The organism is Arthrobacter sorbitolis (genome assembly GCF_054510995.1).
Genome location: NZ_JBTNDM010000001.1, coordinates 559,671 through 583,138 on the forward strand (window position 1 = coordinate 559,671; position 23,468 = coordinate 583,138).

24 protein-coding genes and 1 tRNA gene are annotated in these 23,468 nt (G+C 71.0%); 5 read left to right on the forward strand and 20 right to left on the reverse strand.

The features are described from left to right. Nucleotides 1–33 precede the first annotated feature (33 nt). The 11 genes from ACX80K_RS02710 to ACX80K_RS02760 form a co-directional block, all read right to left on the reverse strand. Nucleotides 34–429, reverse strand: a complete 396-nt coding sequence (locus ACX80K_RS02710; RefSeq protein ID WP_459270324.1) for an FKBP-type peptidyl-prolyl cis-trans isomerase — start codon at nt 427–429, stop codon at nt 34–36. 53 nt (nt 430–482) lie between these two features. Next, nucleotides 483–1,445, reverse strand: coding sequence for an FKBP-type peptidyl-prolyl cis-trans isomerase (locus ACX80K_RS02715; RefSeq protein WP_459270325.1), 963 nt, complete (start codon nt 1,443–1,445; stop codon nt 483–485). Nucleotides 1,446–1,611: 166 nt separating this feature from the next. Beyond that, a complete protein-coding gene (gene pafA / locus ACX80K_RS02720; RefSeq protein ID WP_459270326.1) occupies nt 1,612–2,973 on the reverse strand; it encodes a Pup--protein ligase in 1,362 nt (453 codons plus the stop codon). Beyond that, a complete protein-coding gene (prcA, locus tag ACX80K_RS02725) occupies nt 2,973–3,722 on the reverse strand; it encodes a proteasome subunit alpha (protein WP_459270327.1) in 750 nt (249 codons plus the stop codon). Before prcA ends, pafA begins: the two co-directional genes overlap by 1 nt. Nucleotides 3,723–3,725: 3 nt before the next feature. Continuing rightward, nucleotides 3,726–4,553 (reverse strand): proteasome subunit beta, encoded by an 828-nt coding sequence (gene prcB, locus ACX80K_RS02730; protein ID WP_459270328.1) that lies wholly within the window; start codon nt 4,551–4,553, stop codon nt 3,726–3,728. A 3-nt stretch (nt 4,554–4,556) separates the two neighbouring features. Next, nucleotides 4,557–4,760 (reverse strand): ubiquitin-like protein Pup, encoded by a 204-nt coding sequence (locus ACX80K_RS02735; protein ID WP_459270329.1) that lies wholly within the window; start codon nt 4,758–4,760, stop codon nt 4,557–4,559. A gap of 44 nt (nt 4,761–4,804) precedes the next feature. Beyond that, entirely contained in the window at nt 4,805–6,370 is a 1,566-nt protein-coding gene (gene dop / locus ACX80K_RS02740) for a depupylase/deamidase Dop (protein WP_459270672.1), read from the reverse strand. 77 nt (nt 6,371–6,447) lie between these two features. Then, a complete protein-coding gene (arc, locus tag ACX80K_RS02745) occupies nt 6,448–8,205 on the reverse strand; it encodes a proteasome ATPase (protein ID WP_459270330.1) in 1,758 nt (585 codons plus the stop codon). Nucleotides 8,206–8,499: 294 nt separating this feature from the next. Further along, nucleotides 8,500–9,570: a tRNA (adenine-N1)-methyltransferase gene (locus ACX80K_RS02750; protein WP_459270331.1), complete on the reverse strand. Its 1,071-nt coding sequence runs from the start codon at nt 9,568–9,570 to the stop codon at nt 8,500–8,502. 105 nt (nt 9,571–9,675) lie between these two features. Continuing rightward, nucleotides 9,676–10,830 (reverse strand): site-2 protease family protein, encoded by a 1,155-nt coding sequence (locus ACX80K_RS02755; RefSeq protein WP_459270332.1) that lies wholly within the window; start codon nt 10,828–10,830, stop codon nt 9,676–9,678. Beyond that, nucleotides 10,827–11,600 carry an HAD family hydrolase gene (locus ACX80K_RS02760; RefSeq protein ID WP_459270333.1) on the reverse strand — a complete coding sequence of 258 codons (774 nt, stop codon included), beginning with the start codon at nt 11,598–11,600 and terminating at the stop codon, nt 10,827–10,829. The genes ACX80K_RS02755 and ACX80K_RS02760 overlap by 4 nt, the downstream gene beginning before the upstream one ends. Nucleotides 11,601–11,714: 114 nt before the next feature. On the opposite strand from ACX80K_RS02760, the gene ACX80K_RS02765 reads away from it, so the two are divergent. Together ACX80K_RS02765 and ACX80K_RS02770 are read left to right on the forward strand one after the other, a co-directional pair. Further along, nucleotides 11,715–12,596: a PAC2 family protein gene (locus tag ACX80K_RS02765; RefSeq protein WP_459270673.1), complete on the forward strand. Its 882-nt coding sequence runs from the start codon at nt 11,715–11,717 to the stop codon at nt 12,594–12,596. 183 nt (nt 12,597–12,779) lie between these two features. Then, nucleotides 12,780–13,037: a hypothetical protein gene (locus ACX80K_RS02770; RefSeq protein ID WP_459270334.1), complete on the forward strand. Its 258-nt coding sequence runs from the start codon at nt 12,780–12,782 to the stop codon at nt 13,035–13,037. Nucleotides 13,038–13,081: 44 nt separating this feature from the next. Here ACX80K_RS02770 and mshC read toward each other — a convergent pair whose 3' ends face one another. Further along, a complete protein-coding gene (gene mshC, locus ACX80K_RS02775; RefSeq protein WP_459270335.1) occupies nt 13,082–14,356 on the reverse strand; it encodes a cysteine--1-D-myo-inosityl 2-amino-2-deoxy-alpha-D-glucopyranoside ligase in 1,275 nt (424 codons plus the stop codon). Nucleotides 14,357–14,379: 23 nt separating this feature from the next. Continuing rightward, a complete protein-coding gene (locus tag ACX80K_RS02780; RefSeq protein ID WP_459270336.1) occupies nt 14,380–15,204 on the reverse strand; it encodes an undecaprenyl-diphosphate phosphatase in 825 nt (274 codons plus the stop codon). A 50-nt stretch (nt 15,205–15,254) separates the two neighbouring features. Between ACX80K_RS02780 and ACX80K_RS02785 the strand changes: the two genes are divergently transcribed. Further along, entirely contained in the window at nt 15,255–16,187 is a 933-nt protein-coding gene (locus ACX80K_RS02785) for an aldo/keto reductase (protein WP_459270337.1), read from the forward strand. A 56-nt stretch (nt 16,188–16,243) separates the two neighbouring features. Here the strand turns inward: ACX80K_RS02785 and ACX80K_RS02790 are convergent, their stop codons facing one another. Beyond that, the gene (locus ACX80K_RS02790; RefSeq protein ID WP_459270338.1) at nt 16,244–16,552 is read right to left on the reverse strand and encodes a hypothetical protein; all 309 of its coding nucleotides are present in this window, start codon (nt 16,550–16,552) and stop codon (nt 16,244–16,246) included. Nucleotides 16,553–16,593: 41 nt separating this feature from the next. On the opposite strand from ACX80K_RS02790, the gene ACX80K_RS02795 reads away from it, so the two are divergent. Then, on the forward strand, nt 16,594–16,827 hold the full coding sequence (locus tag ACX80K_RS02795) for a DUF5703 family protein (protein ID WP_104179649.1): 234 nt from the start codon (nt 16,594–16,596) through the stop codon (nt 16,825–16,827). Between the two features lie 91 nt (nt 16,828–16,918). Here the strand turns inward: ACX80K_RS02795 and ACX80K_RS02800 are convergent, their stop codons facing one another. The 3 genes from ACX80K_RS02800 to ACX80K_RS02810 form a co-directional block, all read right to left on the reverse strand. Beyond that, entirely contained in the window at nt 16,919–18,085 is a 1,167-nt protein-coding gene (locus ACX80K_RS02800; protein WP_459270339.1) for an acyl-CoA dehydrogenase family protein, read from the reverse strand. Between the two features lie 10 nt (nt 18,086–18,095). Then, a complete protein-coding gene (locus tag ACX80K_RS02805; RefSeq protein WP_459270340.1) occupies nt 18,096–19,397 on the reverse strand; it encodes a M20/M25/M40 family metallo-hydrolase in 1,302 nt (433 codons plus the stop codon). Nucleotides 19,398–19,538: 141 nt separating this feature from the next. After that, nucleotides 19,539–19,622: transfer RNA gene (locus ACX80K_RS02810), tRNA-Leu, on the reverse strand. A 273-nt stretch (nt 19,623–19,895) separates the two neighbouring features. On the opposite strand from ACX80K_RS02810, the gene ACX80K_RS02815 reads away from it, so the two are divergent. Then, nucleotides 19,896–20,168, forward strand: a complete 273-nt coding sequence (locus ACX80K_RS02815; RefSeq protein WP_459270341.1) for a hypothetical protein — start codon at nt 19,896–19,898, stop codon at nt 20,166–20,168. A 39-nt stretch (nt 20,169–20,207) separates the two neighbouring features. Here the strand turns inward: ACX80K_RS02815 and ACX80K_RS02820 are convergent, their stop codons facing one another. From ACX80K_RS02820 to ACX80K_RS02830, 3 genes are all read right to left on the reverse strand, one after another. Further along, nucleotides 20,208–20,951, reverse strand: coding sequence for a M50 family metallopeptidase (locus tag ACX80K_RS02820; protein ID WP_459270342.1), 744 nt, complete (start codon nt 20,949–20,951; stop codon nt 20,208–20,210). 8 nt (nt 20,952–20,959) lie between these two features. After that, the gene (locus ACX80K_RS02825; protein ID WP_459270343.1) at nt 20,960–22,222 is read right to left on the reverse strand and encodes a kynureninase; all 1,263 of its coding nucleotides are present in this window, start codon (nt 22,220–22,222) and stop codon (nt 20,960–20,962) included. Between the two features lie 173 nt (nt 22,223–22,395). Then, a complete protein-coding gene (locus tag ACX80K_RS02830) occupies nt 22,396–23,370 on the reverse strand; it encodes a trypsin-like serine peptidase (RefSeq protein ID WP_459270344.1) in 975 nt (324 codons plus the stop codon). Nucleotides 23,371–23,468 lie beyond the last annotated feature (98 nt).

Here is a 23,468-nt window from a genome sequence, read left to right on the forward strand (position 1 = left end):
CCCTCCCGGGCCGCAGTGATGTATGTGCCGGGTCTACCGGACGGCGAGCAGGTCCACCACGAAGATCAGCGCCTCGTTCGGGCCGATTGCGGAGCCCGCGCCGCTCGGGCCGTAGGCGAGGTGGGACGGGATCTCGAGGCGGCGACGCCCGCCGACCTTCATGCCGAGGAGCCCCTGGTCCCAGCCCTGGATGACCTGGCCGACACCGACGCGGAAGTCGAGCGGCGCGCCGCGGTTCCAGGACGCGTCGAACTCCTCGCCCGTGGAGAAGGCCACGCCCACGTAGTGCGTGGACACGGTGTTCCCGGCCTTGGCCTCGTCGCCGGTGCCCTCCACGATGTCCTCGATGACGAGGTCGGTGGGGGCGTCGTGGGCCGGGAAGTCGATCTCGGGCTTCTGCCGGTCGAACTTGCGCTGTCCGAAGGACATGGTTTCCTCTCGTAAGGGGGCGGGGTACTGCCGGTCAGGCCGCGGGGGCCGGACTACTGGGCGGCGTCCTTGCTGACGATCTCGACGAAGAACACGAGCGTGCCGGAGGGCTGGCCCTCGCCGGCGGTGGGGTAGGCCCACGGCTCGGGGATGACGAGCATCACCTTGGAGCCGACCTTCTGGCCGGTGAGGCCCTTCGTCCAGCCGGTGATGACGCCGTTCAGCGGGAAGCTGGCCGGCTCGCCGCGGTCGAAGCTCGAGTCGAACTTCTGACCGTCGGCGTAGGTCCAGCCGGTGTAGTTCGCGGTGATGGTGTCGGTCTCGGCGAGGACCTCGCCGTCGCCTTCCTCGAGCACCTTCACGACGAGGTCCTCGGAGGGGTCGTTCTCGGGGATCGTGACCTCGGGGGCGCCCTTGTCACCGAACGTGAAGGTGGGCAGCCGGCCCTCGTCGTCGAGCTTCTGCACGTCCTCGGGGGACAGCACCTCGGGCTCGGGCGGGGGCTGCTCGGACGAGATGACCTTGAGGACCAGGATCTGGTTCGGGGTCTCGGGTGCTCCCTCCGCCGCAGCGGGCGGGGGCGTGGCGAAGGCGACCTGCGAGCCGACCTTCGAACCGATGAGGACGTCGAAGAGTTCGGGGAACTCGCCCTTGAACGTGTCGTCGAGGGGAAGGACCTGGGGCTCGCCCTGGCTGTAGGTCTCTCCGAGCACCGAGCCGTCCTCGGCGTTCAGGGCCACGAGCTGCACGCTGATCTGCTCGCCCTCCTTGATCTCGTTCCCCTCACCCTCCGCCACGGTCTTCGCGGCGGCGGCGCTGGTGTCCAGGGGCGACTCGAACTCGACGGTCGGTGCTTCCTCGTCGGACCCGCCGGTCACCTTGACGGTGTCGAAGATCTCGGCGGCTCCCGCCGACTTCCCCGATGACTCCCCCGTCAGGTTGTCCGTCGTCGGTCCGCCGCAGGCCGTCAGCAACAGCAGCAGCAGCGGGAGAAGGATTGCTAGTACTTTTCGCACAGAACCACTTTCAGATTGGTGTCCAGGTCGGGCTGCCCGCGGATCAAAGGGCCCCGACAAGCCTAACGGCTCGGGCCCCACGGTTTCTCCTCGGGGCGGGCCGTTGACGGACGCACGGGGGCCCGCAGGACCGGTGCGCGGCCGGTATCGAGCCGGTGTGCCCGCGTCACAGCTGCTGCAGCAGCGCCTCCACGCGTTCGTCGACGGACGTGAACGGGTCCTTGCAGAGGATGGTCTGCTGCGCCCGGTCGTTGAGCTTGAGGTGCACCCAGTCGACCGTGTAGTCGCGGTTCGCCTCCTTCGCGCGGCGCACGAACTCCCCGCGCAGCCGGGCGCGCGTGGTGTGCGGCGGGATGTCCACCGCCTCCTTCACCGCGGTGTCGTCGACGACGCGCGCTGCTTCACCCCGGGCCTGCAGCAGGAAGAACAGTCCGCGCGACCGCGAGATGTCGTGGTAGGTGAGGTCGAGCTGGGCGGCCCGGGCCGAGTCCAGGTCCCCGCCGGACCGGGCGAGGTAGCGGTCGATCAGCTTCTTCTTGATCGCCCAGTCCACCTCCGTGTCGATGCCGGCGGTGTTCCCGGTCTCGACGGCGTCGAGCACGCGCTCCCACAGGTCGAGGATGGCCGGGACGTGGTCGTTGTGCGCGCCGTGGCGGTCCACGAACGCCGTCACCCGGGCGAGGTACTCGCGCTGCATCTCGAGGGCGGTCATGTGCCGGCCGTTCGCGAGTTTGAGGACGTGCCGGCCCGTGAGGTCGTGCGAGATCTCCCGGATGCTGCGGATGGGGTTCTCGAGACGGAAGTCCCGCATCACCTCGCCGGCCTCGACCATGCGCAGCAGCAGGTCCACCGACCCGATCTTCAGCAGCATCGTCGTCTCGGACATGTTGGAGTCACCGGCGATCACGTGCAGCCGTCGGTAGTGCTCCGCGTCGGCGTGGGGCTCGTCGCGCGTGTTGATGATGGGCCGGGAGCGGGTCGTGGCCGAGGAGATGCCTTCCCACAGGTGGTCCGCGCGCTGCGAGAACGCGTAGATGGAGCCGGTCTGCGTCTTGAGGACCTTGCCTGCGCCGACGAGGAGCTGCCGCGTCACGAGGAACGGGATGAGGATGTCGGCGAGCCGCGCGAACTCGAGTTTCCGGGGGATGAGGTAGTTCTCGTGGCTGCCGTAGGAGTTCCCGGCGGAGTCGGTGTTGTTCTTGAACAGGTAGATCTTGCCGTCGTAGCCCTCCTGCGCCAGCTTGCGCTGCGCCTCCGAGACGAGGTCCTCGAGGATCAGCTCGCCCGCGCGGTCGTGGGCGACGAGCTGGGCGAGGTCGTCGCACTCGGCAGTGGCGTACTCGGGGTGCGAACCGACGTCGAGGTACAGGCGTGACCCGTTCGTCAGGAAGACGTTGGAGGACCTCCCCCAGCTGACGACCTTGCGGAACAGGTAGCGGGCCACCTCCTCGGGGGACAGCGGGCGCGAGTTCGGGCCCGAGTAGGAGATGCCGAACTCTGTCTCGACTCCGAAGATGCGCCGGTCCATCAGGTGTCCTGTTCGTCCTGCAGTATGGCCTCGAGCTCGGGGCCGCCGATACGGCGGAACGCGCGGCGGCTGCCCCGCAGCGTGTCGGGATCCCGTTCGAGGAAGGCGGCCTCGAGCACCGACGGATCGAGCGCGGGCCGATCGCCGTCCGCGGGGGCGCCGTTGGTCCCGCCGCTGGTCCCACCGCTCCGCAGGGCCCGGGCGGCGGCCCGGACCGCCTCGGGAAGGCCGAGATCCGAGGACCACGCGCCCTGCAGCGCGTCGACGACGACGTCGGCGGCACCGCCCATGACGACGAAGCCCGACTCGTCGGCGATCGAGCCGTCGAACGTGAGGCGGTACAGGTGGTCGGCGTCCTGACTGCGGCCCACCTCGGCCACCACGAGCTCGACCTCGAACGGCTTGCTCTCCGCGGTGAACACGGCACCCAGGCTCTGCGCGTAGACGCTGGCCAGCCCCCGGGCGGTGACGTCCTCCCGGGCGTAGGAGTAGCCGCGCACGTCCGCGTAGCGCACGCCTGCCTGCCGGAGGCTCTCGAACTCGTTGTACTTCCCGACGGCGGCGAACGCGATGCGGTCGTAGATCTCGCCCAGCTTGTGCAGGGAGGGTGAGGGGTTCTCGGCGACGAGGGCGATCCCGTCGCGGCAGCTCATCACCACGACCGACCTCCCGCGGCCGATGCCCTTCCGCGCGAAGTCCGCGCGGTCCTTCATGAGCTGCTCCGGGGAGACGTAGAACTGCTGGGTCATGGCCTAGGCCTCCCTGCCCGCCGCGGAGCGGGCGTCGATGATGGCGTGCGCCACGGCTTCGAGGTCACGCTCGGGGACGCGCCGCGCACCGGCCGCGTCCACGACGTAGACCACCGGCCACAGCGACCGGACGGCATCCGGCCCGCCCGTCGCCGAGTCGTCGTCGGCCGCGTCGTACAGGGCTTCCACCGCGACACGCACGGCGGAGGATTCGTCCAGGCGCGGGTTCCACAGTTTCTTCAGCGACCCGCGGGCGAACACCGAGCCGGATCCGACCGAGTGGTGCTCGTGCTCCTCGTACCGCCCTCCCGTGACGTCGAAGGAGAACAGCCGCCCGACGTGGCGGTCGGTGTCGAACCCTGCGAAGAGCGGCACGACGGCGAGGCCCTGCATCGCCATGGGGAGGTTCTGGCGGACCATCGCCGCGAGGCGGTTGGCCTTGCCGTCGAGGCTCATCATCGTGGCCTCGATCTTCTCGTAGTGCTCCAGCTCCACCTGGAAGAGCCGGGTCAGGTCCAGCCCGATCCCGGCGCTGCCCGCGATACCGAGGACCGAGGAGCGGTCGGCCGGGAAGACCTTCTCGATGTGGCGGCTCGCGATGACGTTGCCCATGGTCGCCCGCCGGTCGCCCGCCATCAGGACGCCGCCGGGGAAGGTCAGGGAGACGATCGTGGTGGCGTGCGGGGCGAGGTGCGAGGCGTCCACGGAGCCGGTGTTCGGCCCGAGCGTGCGGTTGGACGGCAGCAGTCCGGGATGGTGCGCGCCGAGGTAGTCGGCGAAGGAGGTCGAGGCGGCCCGGGGGACCGCCGCTGCTGCATCGTCCGGGAGCATCCGCTACTGGCCGCCCTTCTGCACGAATCCGCGGACGAACTCTTCCGCGTTGGATTCCAGGACACCGTCGATCTCGTCGAGGAGATCGTCCACGCCCTGGGTCTCCGCGGAGTCCTGGGCGGCGGGAGCAGCGGGGGCGGGGCCGGGGGTCTCCTCCTCGGCCTCGGTTGCCGATCCGCTCGTGGTCCTGCGGTCCTGCGTCGCCATGATGGCTCCCTTCCGTGTCCGTGATCCGTTCTCGGATCGCAATCCTATGGTGCCACGCGGCGATCGGGGCCGCTCAACAATCGGGCGAGGAAATCCTCGGCGTCGGCAGCCACCTCGAACAACTCCGCGGTCAGGGCCGCAGTTCCCCGGAGGGGCTCACGGGTCTGGACGCGCTGCAGCCTCCGCTCCCCCGCGAGCTCGAAGATCAGCGAGTCCCAGCTCGCGCCCACCACCTCCGCGGGGTACTCGGCGATGCACCGGCCGCGGAAGTAGGCGCGCGTGTCCCGCGGCGGTTCGACGGCGGCCCGCGCCACCTCCGCGGGCGTCACGAGCAGGTCGACGTCGTTCCGGCGTGCGAGCCGCTGGTAGATGCCCTTCTCGGGCCGCAGGTCCGCGTACTGCAGGTCGATCAGCGCCAGCCGTGGATCGGTCCAGGCGAGCCCGTCCCGCGCCCGGTACGCCTCCAGGACCTTCAGCTTCGCGATCCAGTCCACCTGCCGGGCGGCGTCCATGGGCTCCCGGCGCAGCGTCGCGAGGAGCGACTGCCAGCGGTCGACGACGTCGCGGGTCTGCTCGTCCGCGTCCGCGGGGAGCGCGGCGAGCACCGCGTCGCAGTACAGGCCCTGGAGGTCGAGCCCGGTGACGCTCCGGCCGTCCGTGAGGCGCACCGTGGCCCGCAGCGAGGGGTCGTGGCTGATGGTGTGCAGTGCCGCGACCGGGTCCTCGAGCAGGGGCACCGGGGCGAGGCCCTGCTCGATGAGGGACAGGACGAGGGCGGTGGTGCCGACCTTGAGGTAGTTGGACACGTCGTTGAGGTTGGCGTCGCCGATGATGACGTGCAGCCGCCGGTACTTCTCGGCGACGGCGTGCGGCTCGTCCCTCGTGTTGATGATGGGCCGCCGGACGGTGGTCTCGAGGCCGATCTCGTTCTCGAAGAAGTCGGCACGCTGGCTGATCTGGAACCCCGGCTCCTGGTTGAGCGGCCCGAGGCCCACCCGCCCTGCGCCGCAGATGACCTGGCGGGAGACGAAGAAGGGGATCAGCGCCTCGGCCAGCCGGGAGAACGGGACGCCGCGGGGCACCAGGTAGTTCTCGTGGGACCCGTAGGAGACGCTCTTGTTGTCGGTGTTGTTCTTGTAGAGGATCACGGGCGAGAAGCCCGGCATGGCCCCGATCCGCTGCATGGCGGTGACGGCGACGTGGTCGCCCGCCCGGTCCCACAGGACGGCGTCGAGGGGGTTGGTCACCTCCGGCGACGAGTACTCGGGGTGGGCGTGGTCGACGTAGAGCCTCGCGCCGTTGTTGAGCACGAGGTTCATGAGGACGGCGGCCTCCGTGGGCTCGCCGCGTTCGAGCGCGATCTGTTCGGCGCTGAGTTCGGCGGGCTCGTCCGTGAGCTGGCTCGGGTGGGCGCTCGCGCGGTCCATGCGGAAGCCGCGGGCGTCGGTGAGGGGTGTCTCGTCCGTGTAGTCCCACCGCGTACCGGCCAGGTTGCCCAGTCCCTCGCGCAGGGTGGCGGCGTAGGCGTTGACCACCTGGGAGGACAGCAGGGTGGGATTCGCCGAGGGCAGGGCGGGCGCGATGATGCCGTACTCGGTCTCGGTGCCCATGACGCGGTGGACGGAGATCCCCTCACCGACCGCGGGGAGCGCCGTCCCCGGCGCGGTCCGTCGTCCGCCGGTTGCGATCACAGATACTGGCCGGTGTTGGCCGTCGTCTCGATCGACTTGCCGGGTTCCTGGCCCGCCTTGCCCTGCACGATGGTGCGGATGTACGTGATGCGCTCGCCCTTCTTGCCGGAGATGCGCGCCCAGTCGTCGGGGTTCGTGGTGTTCGGCATGTCCTCGTGCTCGCGGAACTCGTCCACCACGGCCCGCATGAGGTGCTCGATGCGCAGGCCCTTGCTGCCGTCGAGCAGGAGGTCCTTGATGGCGTACTTCTTGGCGCGGTCCACCACGTTCTGGATGACGGCGCCGGAGTTGAAGTCCTTGAAGTACAGCATCTCCGTGTCGCCGTTGGCGTAGGTCACCTCGAGGTACTCGTTCGACTTGTCCGTGGAGTACATCTGCTCCACGGTGCGGCGGATCATCTCGGCGATGGTCGTCCTCGGATCGTTGCCGTTCTCCGCGAGGTCGTCGGCGTGGAGCGGGAGGTCCGCGGTGATGTACTTCGCGAAGATCTCGGCGGCGCCCTCGGCGTCGGGCCGCTGGATCTTGATCTTCACGTCCAGCCGGCCGGGCCGCAGGATGGCCGGGTCGATCATGTCCTCCCGGTTGGAGGCGCCGATGACGATCACGTTCTCGAGCTTCTCGACGCCGTCGATCTCGCTCAGCAGCTGCGGCACGATGGTCGTCTCGACGTCGGAGGACACGCCGGTGCCGCGGGTGCGGAAGAGCGAGTCCATCTCGTCGAAGAACACGACGACGGGACTCCCGTCCGAGGCCTTCTCCCGGGCCCTGGCGAAGATCAGGCGTATGTGGCGCTCGGTCTCCCCCACGTACTTGTCGAGCAGTTCCGGCCCCTTGATGTTGAGGAAGTAGCTGCGGATCTGGTCGACGCCCGCCCGCTCCGCGGCGCGTGCCGCGAGCGAGTTGGCGACGGCCTTGGCGATGAGGGTCTTGCCGCAGCCCGGAGGCCCGTAGAGCAGGATCCCCTTGGGCGGCTTGAGGCCGTGCTCCCGGTAGAGGTCGGGGTGGAGGAACGGCAGTTCGACGGCGTCCCGGATCTGTTCGATCTGCGGCCCGAGCCCGCCGATGTCGCCGTACGCGATGTCCGGGACCTCCTCGAGCACGAGGTTCTCCACCTCGCTGCGGGGGACCTTCTCGAGCCCGTAGCCGGACTTGGTGTCCACGGCGAGGGCGTCGCCCACACGGATCCTCTCGGTGCGCAGCGGACCGCTCAGCCGGATGACGCGCTCGTCGTCCGTGCGCCCCACCACGAGGGCCCGGTCGACGCCGAGGAGCTCCTTGACGGTGACGATCTCGCCCGCGCGCTCGTAGCCGAGGGCGGCGACGATCGTGAGCGACTCGTTGAGCAGCACCTCCTGCCCCGGCGCGAGCTGGCGGACGCTGATGAGGGGGCTGACGGTGACACGGAGCTTCCGCCCGGACTGCAGGATGTCGGCGGTGTCCTGCACCGTCGCCTCGGTGGTCGTGCCGGGCTCGGACGGGCGCTTCGGGTTCACCTGCATCACGGTCGCGAAACTGAAGGGGGCGGCGCCCTCCTTCTCGAGGGCTGCCTTGAGCCGGACGATCTCCGTGCGGGCGGATTCGAGGGCGGCGACGAGCTTGCCGTTGTTCTGGGTGGCCGCGGCGAGCTGCCGGTCGATGTGCCGCAGCTTGTCCCGCAGTACGTTCAGCTGGCGCTGGGCCACCGAGTGGTCGACCGCGGGAGTGTCGGGGCCGCGTTGGTCAGCGGCTGGAGCGTAGTCGTCTGATTCGGGCATTCGGGTTCGCCACCTCATGTTCGACGTTCGGCTGTCTTTCGACCTTAGCGCAGAGCCGGGCCCGCGGTGCGCGGAGTTCCGCCCGGTGTCGACACTGCAGTGTCAACGCACAGAAAACACCCCAGTGTCGACGCACAGGAAACACCGCAGCGCCAGGGACGGCGACGCCGGCTTGGCGGTGCCTGCCCCGACTCCCCCGCGCCACCACAGGCGCCTCCCCGGCGTCGTCCCCGGGGTCGTCCTCGGGGTCGTCCTCGGGGTCGTCCTCGTGAGGGACCGGGGACGGATCGGCGACTACTCGACCGAGCCGCCGTCGGCGATGGCGTCGCGCCGGGCCTGGGCCTCCTCCGGCGGGAGGGAGCCGCGCTGGATGGTCGACGCCGCGTCACGCGCCACCCGGCGCAGGCGCTTGTCGGACACGTCGCGTTCGCCTACGGCCTGCGGGGTCCACGCGTTGAGGTCCTCCTCGCTGAAGCCGGTCTTCGACGGCCTGCGCTTCGGGGTGAATCCCGTGACCCCGTCCGCGAGGCGCCGCGTGGTGATGAGGAATCCGGTGTGGGCGACCATGCGGTGGTCGGGCCGGACGGCGAGGCCCTCGAGGTGCCAGCCGCGCACCATGGACTCCCACGCCTCCGGCTCGGTGAAGCGCCCGTCGGCGCGGACGGCCTCGGCGGTGCGGGACAGCTGGGTCACCGTCGCGACGTAGCTGATCCAGACCCCGCCGGCGGCGAGGACGGTGGCGACGGCGTCGAGGCATTCCCAGGGGGCGAGCATGTCGAGGACCACCCGGTCCACGGAGCCGGGCTCCTCCTCCACCAGCACCTGCTCCTGGAAATCGCCCAGCGTGATCCGCCACGCAGGGTGGGGCCCGCCGAAGATCGTCTCGACGTTGCCGCGGGCGATGTCGGCGAACTCCTCGCGCCGCTCGAACGAGTGCAGGGACCCGGAGTCGCCGACCGCCCGCAGGAGCGAGATCGACAGGGCGCCGGAGCCGACACCGGCTTCGACGACGCGCGCGCCCGGGTAGATGTCCGCCATCGTGACGATCTGCCCGGCGTCCTTGGGATAGACGACCGCGGCACCGCGCGGCATCGACAGCACGAAGTCGGACAGGAGGGGCCGTAGCGCCTGGTACAGCTGGCCGCTGGTGTTCTCGAGGATCGTGCCCTCGGAGGCGCCGATCAGGGTGTCGTGCTGCAGGAAGCCCTTGTGGGTGTGGAACGCGCCGTCGGGCGTCAGGGTGATGGTGTTCATCCGGCCCTTCTCGTCGGTCAGCTGCACCCGCTCCCCTGCGCGGAACGGGCCGCGGCGGGCTGCGGCGCCGTGCGGGGTCGACGATGCTTCGGGGGACGTGGGGGTGCTCATGGGGATCCTTCGGCGTGGGCCGGCGGAACCGGCGTGAACGGGCGGGGTGCGTGTGGGGGCGTGGACGGGCGGTCAGGGGTCGGGGCGGGTGGTGCCGGCTGCCCGTCAGGGGCCCGGGGTCCCCTTGCCGGTGATGGCGTGGACGACGGTCCGCTGGTGCAGGAGTCCGGTGACCGAGCCCTGGCGGTTGATGACGGCGTACTCGCTGCCCTCGAGCCGCGCGAGGAACTGGACCAGTTCCTGCCCCTCGGCCCATTCGGGGACGTAGGCCCCCGCGGCGAGGCGCCGGGCGGCCGCGTCGACCGGCGTGGTGCCCTCCGCCTCCTCGGGGACGGTGAGCAGCGCGGCCTCGTCGACGACGGCCTCCGGCATCCCGGAGGCGCCGGTGAGCACGACGGCGGCACCCGGGTTGTCCCGGAGCAGGCGCCGGGCGGCGGCGATGCTCGTCCCGGCGGGCAGGCCGATGGCGCGCTGCTGCAGTCTCCCCGCACTGATCGCCGGGAGCCGCAGGCGCATGCGTGCGTTCTCGATGGCCGCCGTCGCGCCCATCCACAGGAAGGCTCCCATCACGACTGCCAGGACGATGACGGTCAGGTCGGGCTGCAGCCCGCGGACCAGGGGCACGCCGACGACGATGCCGAGCAGCAGGACGACGATGATGCGGCCCGCCCAGCCGGCCGCGACGGTACCCCTCTCCTGGCTTCCGGTCGCCTTCCAGACCGCGCTCTCGACGAGGCGGCCGCCGTCGAGGGGCAGGCCCGGCAGGACGTTGAACAGGGCGACGAGGAGGTTGGCCCAGACGAGGATGGTGGTGAGGAGGTAGGAGACGGATCCGGGGGCCAGAGCCTGCAGGATCCCCCAGCCGATGCCGGCGAGGACGAAGTTGGCGGCCGGGCCGGCGAGGGCGACGAGCAGCGACCGCCCGGGTGAGGCGTTGAAGCTCGCGAACTGGGTGTGGCCGCCCCAGAGGTTCAGCACGATCCGGGTGGTGGGCCATCCGAAGGCGCGGGCCGTGAGGGCGTGGGCGAGTTCGTGGATCAGCACGGAGGCGGCGAGCAGCAGGGCGTAGCCCAGGGCCACGGCGTAGGCGCCCGCGCCGATGCCGGGGAACGCGTCGGTCACGCGGGGCCCGAACACCACCACGATGAAGATCGTGATGATGAACCAGGACCAGGCCAGGACGACGGGGATGCCGGCGATGCGTCCGAGGGACAACCCGGGGCTCGCCGGACGGCGAGCAGGCTGCTGGTCGCCGCTCATGCGTGCCCGTCCCCCCGCGCGCCGTCCGGCCCGGCGGGGTCGGGCAGGAGCGCCGCGAGGTCGGCGGGCGTCCGCCCTGCCAGGGTGTCCCAGTCGGTACGGCGGTCGTCGGGGGGCAGCGGGACGAAGTGCGGGACGGCGAGCGTGACCAGCCCGGCGGCGAGCGCCGACGTCACCCCGGGCAGGGAGTCCTCGACGGCGACGACGCGGTCCTTCCTCAGGCCGGGGTGGTCGGCGGCGAGGAGGTCGAAGCCGAGCTGGTAGGCCTCGGGGTCGGGCTTGCCGGCACGCACGCGGTCGCCGGTCACGAGGTGCCGGAAGGTGCCCTCCGGCAGCCGCGAGGCGACCGCCGTGGCGAGCAGCGTCTCCGACATCGTGACCATCGCGCAGGGGACGCCCTCCTCCCGGAGCGCTGCGAGGAGTTCCCGGGCTCCGGGCCGCCAGGGTACGGCGGAGCGGACGTCGGCCGCGACGCGCTCGGTGAGGTGCTCGATGATGGCGCGGAGCTCCAGCGCGACCCCCGCTTCCTGGAGGCGGGCGGCGGAGTATTCGAGCGCCTGGCCCACGAGGGCCGTGGCCTGCTCGGTGCTCCAGTCCCCGCCGTGGGCTTCGACGAGTTCCTTCTCCGCCCTGATCCAGTACGGCTCCGTGTCGACGATCGTGCCGTCCATGTCCCACAGCACCCCCTGCAGCCCCCGGAGGTCCGCGCCGTCGCCGCCGGGGTCCGTTCGGGACAGGGTGCGGACGGTGCCGGTGGGGTGGTTGGCCATGCCTCCAAGTCTACGGTGGGCCCCCGCCCCGCCCGTACGTCAGCTGTGCGCGTAGCGGCCCGGGCCCGCCTGACATGCCCGCGCACCGGGGTCTAGGGTGAGAACGTGGACAGCATCGAAGACAACCAGCCGACCGGCATACAGGACCTTTTCCAGGATGCCGGCGAGCCCGAGCGTCGGACCACGATCCTGCTCGCCGCCTTCGAGGGCTGGAACGACGCCGGCGAGGCGGCCAGTGACGCCCTCAAGTACATGGGCCGGTTCTTCGGCAGCGAACGGATCTCCACGATCGACGCCGACGAGTTCTACGACTTCCAGTTCACGCGCCCCATGATCAAGCGCAACTCCTCGGGCCAGCGGCGGATCAAGTGGCCCAACACCCGCATCAGCAAGACGGTGGTCCCCGACTCGAACGTGGACCTGATCCTCGTCAACGGCGTCGAGCCGTCCTACAAGTGGCGCGCCTACACGGCGGAGCTCGTCGCGCTGGCGAAGGAGCTGAGTGTGGACTGCATCGTCCTGGTGGGCGCCCTCCTGGCGGATGTCCCGCACTCCCGCCCCATCCCGGTGACGGTCACCTCGGACGACGACCTGGTGCGCGAGAGCCTGGACGTGGAGCCCTCCACCTATGAGGGACCGATCGGGATCGTCGGGGTGCTGGCCGAGATGGGCCTGCTCGCCGACATCCCCACCATGTCGCTCTGGGCCGCCGTGCCGCACTATGTAGGACAGTCGCCCTCCCCGAAGGCGCAGCTCGCCCTGCTGAACAAGCTCGAGGAGATCCTGCAGGTCACGGTGGACACGCACGTGCTGACCGAGGAGTCGGAGGCCTGGGAGCGCGGCGTCGACGAGCTCGCCACCGAGGACCCCGAGGTCGCCGCCTACGTGCGCCAGCTCGAGGAGGCGAAGGACACCGTGGACCTCCCGGAGGCGAGCGGCGAATCGATCGCCCGCGAGTTCGAGCGCTACCTGAAGAAACGGCGCCGCGAGCAGTAGCGCCGCGCGCCGCAGCACAGCGCCCGGGAACGCTCCACGACACTCGCCCGGCTCCCGGTACGCCCCGGGCCGGGCCGGAGTAGAGTCGCAGCGTCAAAGGGTTCGGAGGCACCGCCTCGCTCGAACCGCACTACGCGCCCTGCACCGGGAATCGTGCCGCCGGTGGGGCTGATCGGAGGCCCCGTGACACAGCAGCCGTACCACGACCCGTCCGGACCCCTGCCCCCGGAGGCCGGCAAGGCGAGGACGGCGTCCCTCGTCCTCGGGATCATCGGCATCTTCTTCCTCGGCCTCATCCTCGGTCCGCTCGCCATCATGCAGGCGAACAAGGCCGAGCGCCTGGGGGAACGCTCGAGCGCGGGACGCGTCCTCGGTTGGATCGCGACGGCCCTCGGGGTGGCAGCGCTGATCTTCGGTGTGATGCGGATCGTGCTGCAGTGACGGCGCGGGACTGACGCCGCCGAACCGCTCCGGCGGGTCGGGGGCTAGAGCCGGACGCCGAGCAGGGCGTCGACGGCGTCCGCGAGGTCCTGCGAGCCCCCACCGTCCCCGGCGGAACCGCGGAGCTCCTCCGCCAGGGCGTCCACCGCGGCCAGGGCGGACGGCGCATCGAGGTCGTCCGCCAGGTGGGCACGGATCTGCGCGCGGACGGCCTCGACGTCGTCCTGGCCCGCGCGGGCGGCGGCCTCACGCCAGGCCGCCAGGCGGTCGACCGCCCCGGCGAGCACGCCGTCCGTCCAGGCCCAGTCCGAGCGGTAGTGGTGCGCGAGGATGGCGAGCCGGATCGCCGCGGGATCCACGCCCGAGCGCCGCAGCGCCGAGACGAGCACCAGGTTCCCGCGGGACTTGCTCATCTTCTCCCCGTCGAACCCGACCATGCCGGCGTGCGCGTAGTGGCGGGCCAGCGGCGTCCCGCCGGCGGCCCAGGCGTGCGAGGCGCTCATCTCGTGGTGGGGGAACACGAGGTCGGAGCCGCCGCCCTGCACCGTGAAGGGGGCCGGGAGGAAGCGCTGCGCGATCACGGCGCATTCGATGTGCCAGCCGGGCCGGCCCTCGCCGAGGGACCCTCCGGGCCAGCTCGGCTCGTCCACCCGGGCCGCGCGCCAGAGGAGCGGGTCGAGGGCGTTCCGCTTCCCCGGCCGGGTCGGGTCGCCGCCCCGCTGGGCGGAGAGTTCGAGCATCGTCGCGCCGTCCAGGTGGGAGACCTGGCCGAGGAACCAGCGCGCGGCGTCGTCCTCGTGGAGGGCGGCGCAGGCGTCGAGGGAGAAGTAGATGTCGCCGTCCGGCTCCCCCGCCCGGCCCGCGACGGGATACGCGAGGCCGCGTGCCACCAGGTCCTCGACGACCGGAACGATCCAGTCGATCGCCTCGACGGCGCCCACGTACTCGTCCGGCGGCAGCACGTTCAGGGCTTCCATGTCCTCGCGGAACAGGGCGATCTGGTCGGCGGCGAGGTCGCGCCAGTCCACGCCGGTCGCCGTCGCGCGCTCGAGGAGGGGGTCGTCGACGTCGGTGACGTTCTGGACGTAGCGGACGGTGGATCCCGTGTCACGCCACGTGCGGTTGAGGAGGTCGAACGCCACGTAGGTGGCGGCATGGCCGAGGTGGGTCGCGTCGTAGGGGGTGATGCCGCAGACGTAGAGGCTCGGCTCGGCATGTCCCTCGAGCGGTGCCGGCTCCTGGGTGGCGGTGTCGAACAGGGTGATGTCCGACTGGGTGCCGACGAGTTCAGGGACAGGAGTCGAGTTCCACGCAATCACACGTTCTACCTTACGGCCCGGCGTCAGGCGCTGATGACGCCGAACCCGAGGAGCGCGTAGAGCGCGAGACCGAGCAGGATGCGGTACCAGACGAAGAGCCCGTAACCGCGCGTCGTGACGAACCTGAGGAACCAGCCGATGATGGCGAAGCCGACGACGAACGCGACCACCGTCGCCAGCGCCGTCTCCGGCAGGCCGTACGGACCGGTCTCGTCGAAGCTCTTGACGAGCTGGAACACGCCGCTGCCGAACACGGCGGGGATGGCGAGGAGGAACGAGTAGCGGGCTGCGGCCTCGCGGGTGTAGCCCATGAGCAGGCCCGCGGTGATGGTCCCGCCCGAGCGCGACACGCCCGGGACGAGCGCGAGGGCCTGCGCCAGGCCGTACAGGATGCCGTGCCGGTAGGTGAGGCTCTGGAGGTCCCGCGTCTGGCGTCCCACCCGGTCGGCGACGGCGAGGATCAGCCCGAACACGATCAGCATGGTCGCGACGAGCCACATGCTCCGGAACGTCCCCTCGATCTGGTCCTGGAACAGGAGCCCGAGCACGACGATCGGGACGCTGCCGAGGATGACAAGCCAGCCCATGCGGACATCCGGGTGGTTCCGCGGGACCCTGCCCCGCAGGGCGCCGAACCAGGCCCTGACGATGCGGACGATGTCCCGCCAGAAGAAGACGACGACGGCCGTCTCCGTCCCCAGCTGCGTGATCGCGGTGAACGCCGCACCCGGGTCCTGTGCGTTCGGGAGGAGCTCGCCGACGATGCGCAGGTGGGCGCTCGAGGAGATGGGCAGGAATTCGGTGAGGCCCTGGACGAACCCCAGGATGACTGCTTCTATCCAATGCACCCTTACGACCCTAGGCCATGCGGCGGGGCCCAGGCTTTAGGCTTGGCCTCATGCAACGGCGAAACGTGGGAACGAGCGGCCTGACCGTCTCGGCGCTGGGACTCGGCACCATGAACTGGGGGCAGGAGGTCGGCGAGGAGGCTGCCCGCGAGCAGCTCCGCCTCTTCACCGACGCCGGGGGCACGCTCGTGGAGACCGCGGCCCGCTACGGCGAGGGCCAGGCGGAGGCCATGCTGGGCGGATTCATCGGCGACACGGTGGCGCGTTCCGAACTGGTCCTGGTGGTGCAGGGCGGGACCATCCGCTCGGGCAGCCAGCGCCTGGACGCCTCCCGGCGGGGGCTGCTGGACTCGCTGGACGCGTCGCTCTCACTGCTCGGCACCGACCACGTCGACGTGTGGCTCGCGCCCTCCCCCGACGCCGCCGTCCCGCTGCAGGAGACGCTGAGCGCACTCGACGTCGCGTACGCCAGTGGCCGCGCGCGCTACGTGGGCGTCTCCAACTACTCGGGCTGGGAGTTCGCCCGGGCTGCGGCGACGGCCTCGTTCCCGCTGCTCGTGAACGACGTCGAGTACTCGCTCATCAGCCGCGGCGCCGAACGGGACGTCCTGCCGTCCGCCGAGGCCTTCGGAGCGGCGATCCTGGCGTGGGGGCCGCTGGGCCGGGGTGTGCTCACCGGGAAGTACCGCGGCCGGATCCCCTCTGAGTCACGGGCCGCCTCGGACGTGTGGGCGCCGTACGTGGAGCCCTATCTCTCCGGCAAGCCCCAGCGCATCACCGAGGCGCTCTGCACGGCGTCGCGTGGGCTCGATCTGCAACCGCACGAGCTCGCCCTGCGCTGGCTGCTCCACCGCCCCGGGGTGGCCGCGGCGATCGTGGGCGCACGGACGCCGCAGCAGCTCAAGGAACTGCTGCAGACCAGCAGCGCACCCGTGGCAGAACCGATCGCGGAGGTCCTGGACGAGGTCTCGGCCCTGATCTGAGCCCCGGGCCCGACCTGCGCAGGCCGGCGACTGCCGTGCCTCGCGTCAGGACGCCGTCAGTTCTCCACCTCGGCGTCGACCAGGTCGGACGCGTAGTCCGCTTCCTCGTCGTCGGTGTCCTCGTCGTCGCCGTCCTCGTCCTCGTCGTCCGGGTCGTCGTCGGTGTCCTCGTAGATCTCGAGCGGGGTCACTTCGCCGAAGGCGTCGTAGAGGGCCTCCTCGTAGACCTCGAACGCGTCGGCGATCCCCAGGTACGCGGATTCCACCGCGGGATCGTTGTCGTCCCGCTGTGACGCCGCGGCCGCCAGATGCTCTTCGAGGGCCGTCACGAGGGACTGGAGCGCGACACGCGGATCTATGCTCATGGCCTAGACGTTATCGGTAAAGTGATCGGAATTGGAGGGATATGCGAGAACATTTTCTGAATGCCACGGCCGTCCGGAAGCGTGATTACGGGCTGCAGTACGAGTACCTGGTCCTGACGGTGAGTGCCCGTGAACCCCTGCCCGCGGCGCGGAAACTACTGACCGAGCATGCCGAGTACGGCAAGTGGGAACTCGAACGCAGCTGCATCTACATGGGCGGTGACAGGCGTTACTGGCTGCGCCGCAAGGTCCTGCGGGTGGAACGCACCGCGTAGCGCCGGCAGCGCAGCGCACCGGGGTCGCGACCGGCTCCCCGGCGCCTCCCTTCGACGGATGATCCGCGGGCTTCCCGCGGGTGCATGCGTGTCAGGTCGACGGCGGGCCGAGGAGTGCCGTGGCGACCGTGGCCCGCGCCGATTCCACCGTCGACGGATGGAACTGGCCCGCCAGGGCGTCACGATGCAGCCGCACCGCCTCGGAGTCCGCCGAGAAGCCCGATCCCCCGCCCACGTGCAGCGCGGTCCCCGTCGCGGCGACCGCCGCTTCGACGGCGTGGGTCTTCAGCGTCACCAGGCGGGGGAACCATGCTGACCCGAGGTCGGTCCGGGCGTCCAGATCCTGCACCACGGCGCGGAGCTGGGCCTCGGCCGCGGTCCGCTGCATCGCGGCGGCCGCAAGGGTGTTCCGGAGGACCGGGTCGTCGGCGAGCGGGCGGTCCGCGACCATGCTGCGACGCCTGGTCAGGGCCTGGGCCGCGAGGTCGAGTGCCCGATCCGCGATACCCAGGTACACCGCGGCGATCAGGCTCTCGAACGCGGCGAAGATGCCGAACACCAGCAGGTCGGCGTTCGGTCCCACGGGTACGCGCCGGAACACGGCGCCCTCGGGCACGCGGACTCCGGAGAGCCGCGTCGTCGACGACTGCGTGGCGCGCATCCCGAGCGGATTCCAGTCCTCGACGATCTCCACCCCGGGCGTCCCGCGGGGTACGAAGGCATGGAGGATCACGTCGTCGCCGTCCCGGCCCTCGAGCTTGCCGAAGATCCCGAGCCGCGTCCAGACCGGTGACAGGCTCGTGAAGACCTTCGTGCCGGTGAAGCTGAAGCCGCCGTCGGGCAGGCGGTCCACCCGCGTCAGCGAGTCGAACAGGACGGCGTCGTTGCCCGGCTCCGAGACGCCGAACGCGAAGACCTCCCCGCGCCCCGCGTCCGCGAGGACGCCGTCCAGCGAGGTGTCCCCCCGGTCGGCGAGGAGCCCGGCGACCGCCGTCCACACCAGGTGCATGTTGATCCCGAGGGCCGTCGCGGGTGCGGCCGCGGCAAGCAGTCGTTGGGCGGCGGCGGCGCCGGCCATGCCGCCCGCGTCGCCGGGCGGCATGTCGACCAGCAGCCGGAGGTAGCCGGCCGCCTCGAGCTCGGCGAAGTCCTCGGTGAAGAACACGTTGGCGGCGTCGTAGCCGGCGGCCCTCGCGCGGAAGCGCTCGAGCAGTCCTGCGGGCAGGATCCGTCCCGCGTCGGGTGGCCCCGGGTTCACGGCCGCCGGCTCAGTAGCGCGTGAGCAGGCGGGAGAGCACCTTGGCGCCGAAACGCAGGGAGTCGGCCGGTACGCGCTCGTCGACCCCGTGGAACATCCCGGTGAAGTCGAGCTCGTCGGGCAGCTGCAGGGGCGCGAAGCCGTACCCGGTGATACCGAGCCGGCTCAGTGACTTGTTGTCCGTGCCGCCCGAGAGCGTGTAGGGCAGGACCTTCGCGCCGGGGTCCTCGGCGTGCAGGGCGTCGATCATCGAGTCCACGAGGTTGCCGGCGAAGGGCACCTCCAGGGAGGTGTCCTTGTGCTCGTAGCTCACGTCCACCCCCTCGCCGGCGAGTCCGCGGATGATCTCCAGCACCTGGTCCTGCTGTCCGGGCAGGGTACGCACGTCGATGAGTGCCTCGGCGGTGCCGGGGATGACATTGTGCTTGTACCCGCCCTTCAGGACCGTGGGGTTGGCGGTGTTCTGCAAGGTCGCCCCGACGAAACGCGCCACGGTGCCCAGTTCCTTGAGGATGATGTCGGGATTGTCGGGATCGAACTCGACGCCGGTGAGCTCGGTGACGCCGTCGAGGAACTGGCGTGTGGTGGGCGTGAGCTCGATGGGCCACGAGTGGTCGCCGATGCGGGTGACGGCGCGCGCCAGCGCGGTCACGGCGTTGTCGGTGTTGATCTGCGAGCCGTGGCCCGCGCGCCCGTGGGCGACGAGGCGCAGCCAGGAGATGCCCTTCTCCGCGGTCTGCAGGAGGTAGGTCCGCTGCCCGCCGATGGTCGCCGAGAACCCGCCCACCTCGGAGATGGCCTCGGTGGCCCCTTCGAAGACCTCCGGCTTGTTGTCGACCAGCCAGGACGCACCGTACGCTCCGCCGGCCTCCTCGTCGGCGAAGAACCCGAAGATGAGGTCGCGGTGCGGCTTGACGCCGTCCCGCTGCATGGAGCGCAGGACGGACAGGATCATGGCGTCCATGTCCTTCATGTCGACGGCGCCACGGCCCCAGATCAGGCCGTCCTTCTCCTCGCCGCCGAACGGGTCGACCGTCCAGTCCTCCTTCTGCGCGGGCACCACGTCGAGGTGGCCGTGGACCACGAGGGCGGGCAGCGACGGGTCCGAGCCCTCCATGCGCGCGACGACGGACGTGCGCCCCGGGGCTGCCTCGAAGAGCTGCGTGGACAGGCCCACCTCCTCGATCAGCCCGGCCGTGTACTCGGCGGCCTGCCGCTCCCCCGGCCCCACGTTGTCCCCGAAGTTCGAGGTATCGATCCGGATCAGTTCCTGGCAGATCCTGACAACTTCATCTTCGGGTGGGATGCCCACGTGGTCCTCCTGGGTAGCGGTTGCCTCCAGCCTAGCGAGTACGCACCCCGGCGGGCGCGGATCCGTCATGCGCGCCTCGGAGCATCGTCGGGGGACGACGAAAAGGCCCCAGCCAGATCTCTCTGACTAGGGCCTTCACTGTGCGCGGAGGGGGACTTGAACCCCCACCCTCAATAAGAGGACTAGCACCTCAAGCTAGCGCGTCTGCCATTCCGCCACCCGCGCGGGTGGTGATTCGCGGTCGAAACCGGCGAAAGCAACGAGAGAAACTCTAGCACGAGTCCGACCGCGTTGTTGCATCGGGAGGACCGTCGCGGAGGCCGTGGCCCGGCGGATCACCAGCACCGGTGCCTGCCGCGCCGCGTTCCGGATCGCCCTCCGCGAGGCAGCCCAGCGCAGGGCTCCCGGGTGCTGCGAGCGTGCGTATGCTGTTTTCAACACCGCCGAAGCACCGCCCCGTCCCCGGGGACGGTGCCCCGAGTGCATGGAGTGGACGACGTGGACGGAACGAACCCCGACCGGGAGCAGTACGCGCGGACGTACGACGCGATGAAGCGCGCCAACATCTCACCCGGCGAACTCTGGGTCCATTACTTCAGCATGGGCGGCGGTGTGGACGAGTACGAGGTCAACGCGTACCTGCACGGTCTGATGGAGCTGCCGGACCATGAGCGGGACTGCGTCTCCCAGGCGGTCAACGAGCTCTTCGACGACCTGTGCCGCGAGCAGGGCGCGCCCTACAGCTCGGGCCACACCCGCCGCTGCGACTGACCGGCCCCTGACCGCCCCGCGCGGGGTCGCCAGGGCGTGTCAGCCCGCCGCCCGGCCCGTGATGAGCGCCAGCGGTCCGAGGCACTGCATGAGGGCCGCCCCGATGACGAGCGCGAACGAGCCGAGCCAGACCGGGGACGGGATGCGCGTGGCGGTCTGCAGCAGGTGCGCGTCGGAGGAGTCGAGGTCCCGCCGTCGGATGTGGACGCGTACCACCTTGACCCAGTCCCGGCAGGAACCGACCAGCAGGGCGATGCCGAGGACCAGGCAGGCGTAGCCGGCGGGCGCCGCTCCCCCGAACCAGACGAGTGCGAGGGATGCGGCAGCACTGCCGCCGAGGATGAGGACGCCCTGCCCGTTGCGGATCAGGACGAGCGCGGCCACCAGGAGCAGCGCTCCGCCGGAGAGGGCCGCCGCGGCCCAGCCGTGGGCCGCACTCCAGACGAGCGCTGCGCCGACGACGGCGGGCACCGGGTACCCCCAGAACGTCGTGAAGGCCCTCCGCCAGCCGCGACGTCCCCTGCTCGTGGTCGTGCCGGAATGGTCGAGGCGCAGGGTGATGCCGGTGACGCGCTGCAGTGTCAGGAGGGCCGCCGCCGCGTGGCCGAGCTCGTGCACCACCGTGACGAAGAGCCCGAAGAACCGCCACGACCGGCGCGGTACGGACAGGGCGGCGGCCACGAGGACGATCGCGACGAGTCCGGGCACGCCGATCTCGGGCGGGAGGGCGCGCGTGAAGCCGGCGGCGATCCGCTCCCAGAGCAGGGCGGGGTCGAAGGGCACGACCGGGGCTATCGGCCCGGGGCGGCGGCGGCGCCGACGGCCGTCCCGGTGCCGGCCGCCAGGCGCGCGGCGATGCCGTCGATCGCGACGGCGACCTCGGCGAAGGACGTCGAGAGCGGCGACAGGCCGAGGCGGATCCCGTCGGGGTTGCGGTAGTCGGGGATGACGCCGTCCTGCCACAGCTCGGGCACCATCGCGGCGAAGGCGGGGTGATCGACGGTGATGTGGCCGCCGCGGTCGGAGGCCGCACGCGGGGAGGCGAGGACGACGCCGTACGGGGACAGCAGCTCCTCCGCCGCATCGGCGGCGAACGCGGTCAGGAGCTCCGACTTGCGGCGGACCGCGGGCATGCCGACCTCCTCGATGAGGTCCAGCATCTCGCGCATCGCGAGCATCCCGAGGATGGGTGGCGTGCCGGAGACCAGCCGCCGGATACCGGCCGCGGGCTGGTAGGCGGAGCCCATCGCGAAGGGGTCGGCGCTGCCGAGCCAGCCGAGGATCGGCTGGTCGAGGGTGGCCAGGTGGCGCTCCGCCACGTACGCCCAGGCGGGAGCGCCGGGACCCCCGTTGAGGTACTTGTAGCTGCAGCCCGCGGCGAAGTCGACGCCCCAGGCGTCGAGTTCGGCGGGAACCGACCCTACGGAGTGGCTGAGGTCCCACAGGACGAGGGCGCCGGCGTCGTGGACGATGCCCGTGATGGCGGGGACGTCGGCGATGAATCCCGAGCGGTAGGCGACATGACTGAGGAGCACGAGCGCCGTCTGCGGGCCGACGACGGCTGCGACGTCCTGGGGGGTGGCGCCGCCGTCGTACGCGACGTCGATCCAGCGCAGCGTCAGCCCCCGCTCCCGGGCGATGCCCTCGACGATGAACCGGTCCGTGGGGAAGTTGTCGCGGTCGACGACGATCTCGGTGCGGTCGGAGCGAGCCGCCACCGCCGCTCGCGCCAGCTTGTACAGCAGGACGCTCGTGGAGTCCGCCACGATGCACTGGCCGGGCTCCGCGCCGAGCGTCACGCGTCCGAGTTGGTCGCCGATCCTCTCCGGCAGCTCGAGCCAGCCCTCGTCCCAGCCCCGGATCAGGCGCCCGCCCCACTGGTCCTCGACGAACGCGGTGAGAATGTTCACCGTGCTCGCGAGGGGGCGGCCGAGGGAGTTGCCGTCGAGGTAGGACTGCACGGCCTCGGCGCCGAGGAAGCGCTTGCGGTGGTGGGCGAGCGGGTCGGCGGTATCGAGGTCCGCCGCGCGTGCGGCGAGGGTGGGGCCGGTCATGGCCCCAGTCTAGGTCGACCCGCCCGGGGGGGCGGTCGCGGCGCGGCCCGAGGGGCGTACGCGGACGCGGCAGGAGACACGGACGCGGCCGGAGACGCCGACGGGCGGCCCCCCGGAGGAGGGACCGCCCGTGGCGTCGAACCGCTGTCAACAGAGTGGGACCTGCCGGCGGCCTACCGGCTGGCCGCGGTGGAGTATGCCGACTGGATGGAGGTGCCGAAGTACGGCCCGTACATGACATTGGCCTGCGTGTTGTAGCCGAAGCTGTTGACGGAGTTCTGCGTACCGGCTGCACCGGACCCGACGAACCAGGGGCCGCCCGAGGAGCCGCCGGTCATGTCGCAGGGGATGCCCTGCGACTGGGTGCCGCCGATCCGGTCGGCGGAGGACGCACCGGAGCAGCTGTAGAGGCGCTCGCCGTTGAACGGCGCCGCCGCCGGGTAGCCGTACGCGGTGTAGGTGAGGTTGCGGGCCATGTTGAAGCCGATGCTCGACGCACCCACCGTGGCGGCGAGTGTCCTGCCGTTGAGGGTGTTCACGACGGCGAATGCGCCGTCGTAGTTGATGTCGCCGCGTGAGACCCACTGGGAGGCCGCGTGGAGCGAGCGCGCCGTCCACTTGCCGTAGGGAGCCGCGCCGTTGTTGTACGCGGGGACGAAGACGAAGTTGGTGACCCAGCCCGTGGCGACGTCGTAGGTGCAGTGACCGGCGGTCGCGACCGTGCTCTGGTTGCCGCTCTGCACGGAGTTGGCGGAGCAGACGTAGTTCTGCCCGGCCTGGGTGAAGAAGACCTTGCCGATGCGGGACACGGCCGGCTGGGCGATGGCCCGCGGCTGGACGACGGGCTCCTTCGGGGCCTTCGCGACGGACTCCTGGCCCGCCTTCGGCATGATCGAGCGCCCTTCGGCGGCCCAGCCGGAGTTGATGGTGTTCGCCGGCTTCGCGCTCTTCATGCGGTCGGCGGTCCAGTAGGCGTCGAGCGCCGCCTGGCTCTGGTCCTGCGTGTGGGACTGCGTGGTGGGGGTACCGGCGACGACGGTGTCGACGGAGGGAACCGGTGCTGCCTGGACGGGACCTGCTGTCATCAGCGCTGATGCCATCAGGGCCGACGCGGCGATCAGACCGGCTTTGAGACCTCGAGAGTTCACGAAACTCCTCTTTCCATACTGTGGGCCAGCCCTCGTGGGCTGGTCCCTGGAGTGTGCCCTGAGGGCGTCGGCCCTGCCAGTGTAAATGACGACTTGGC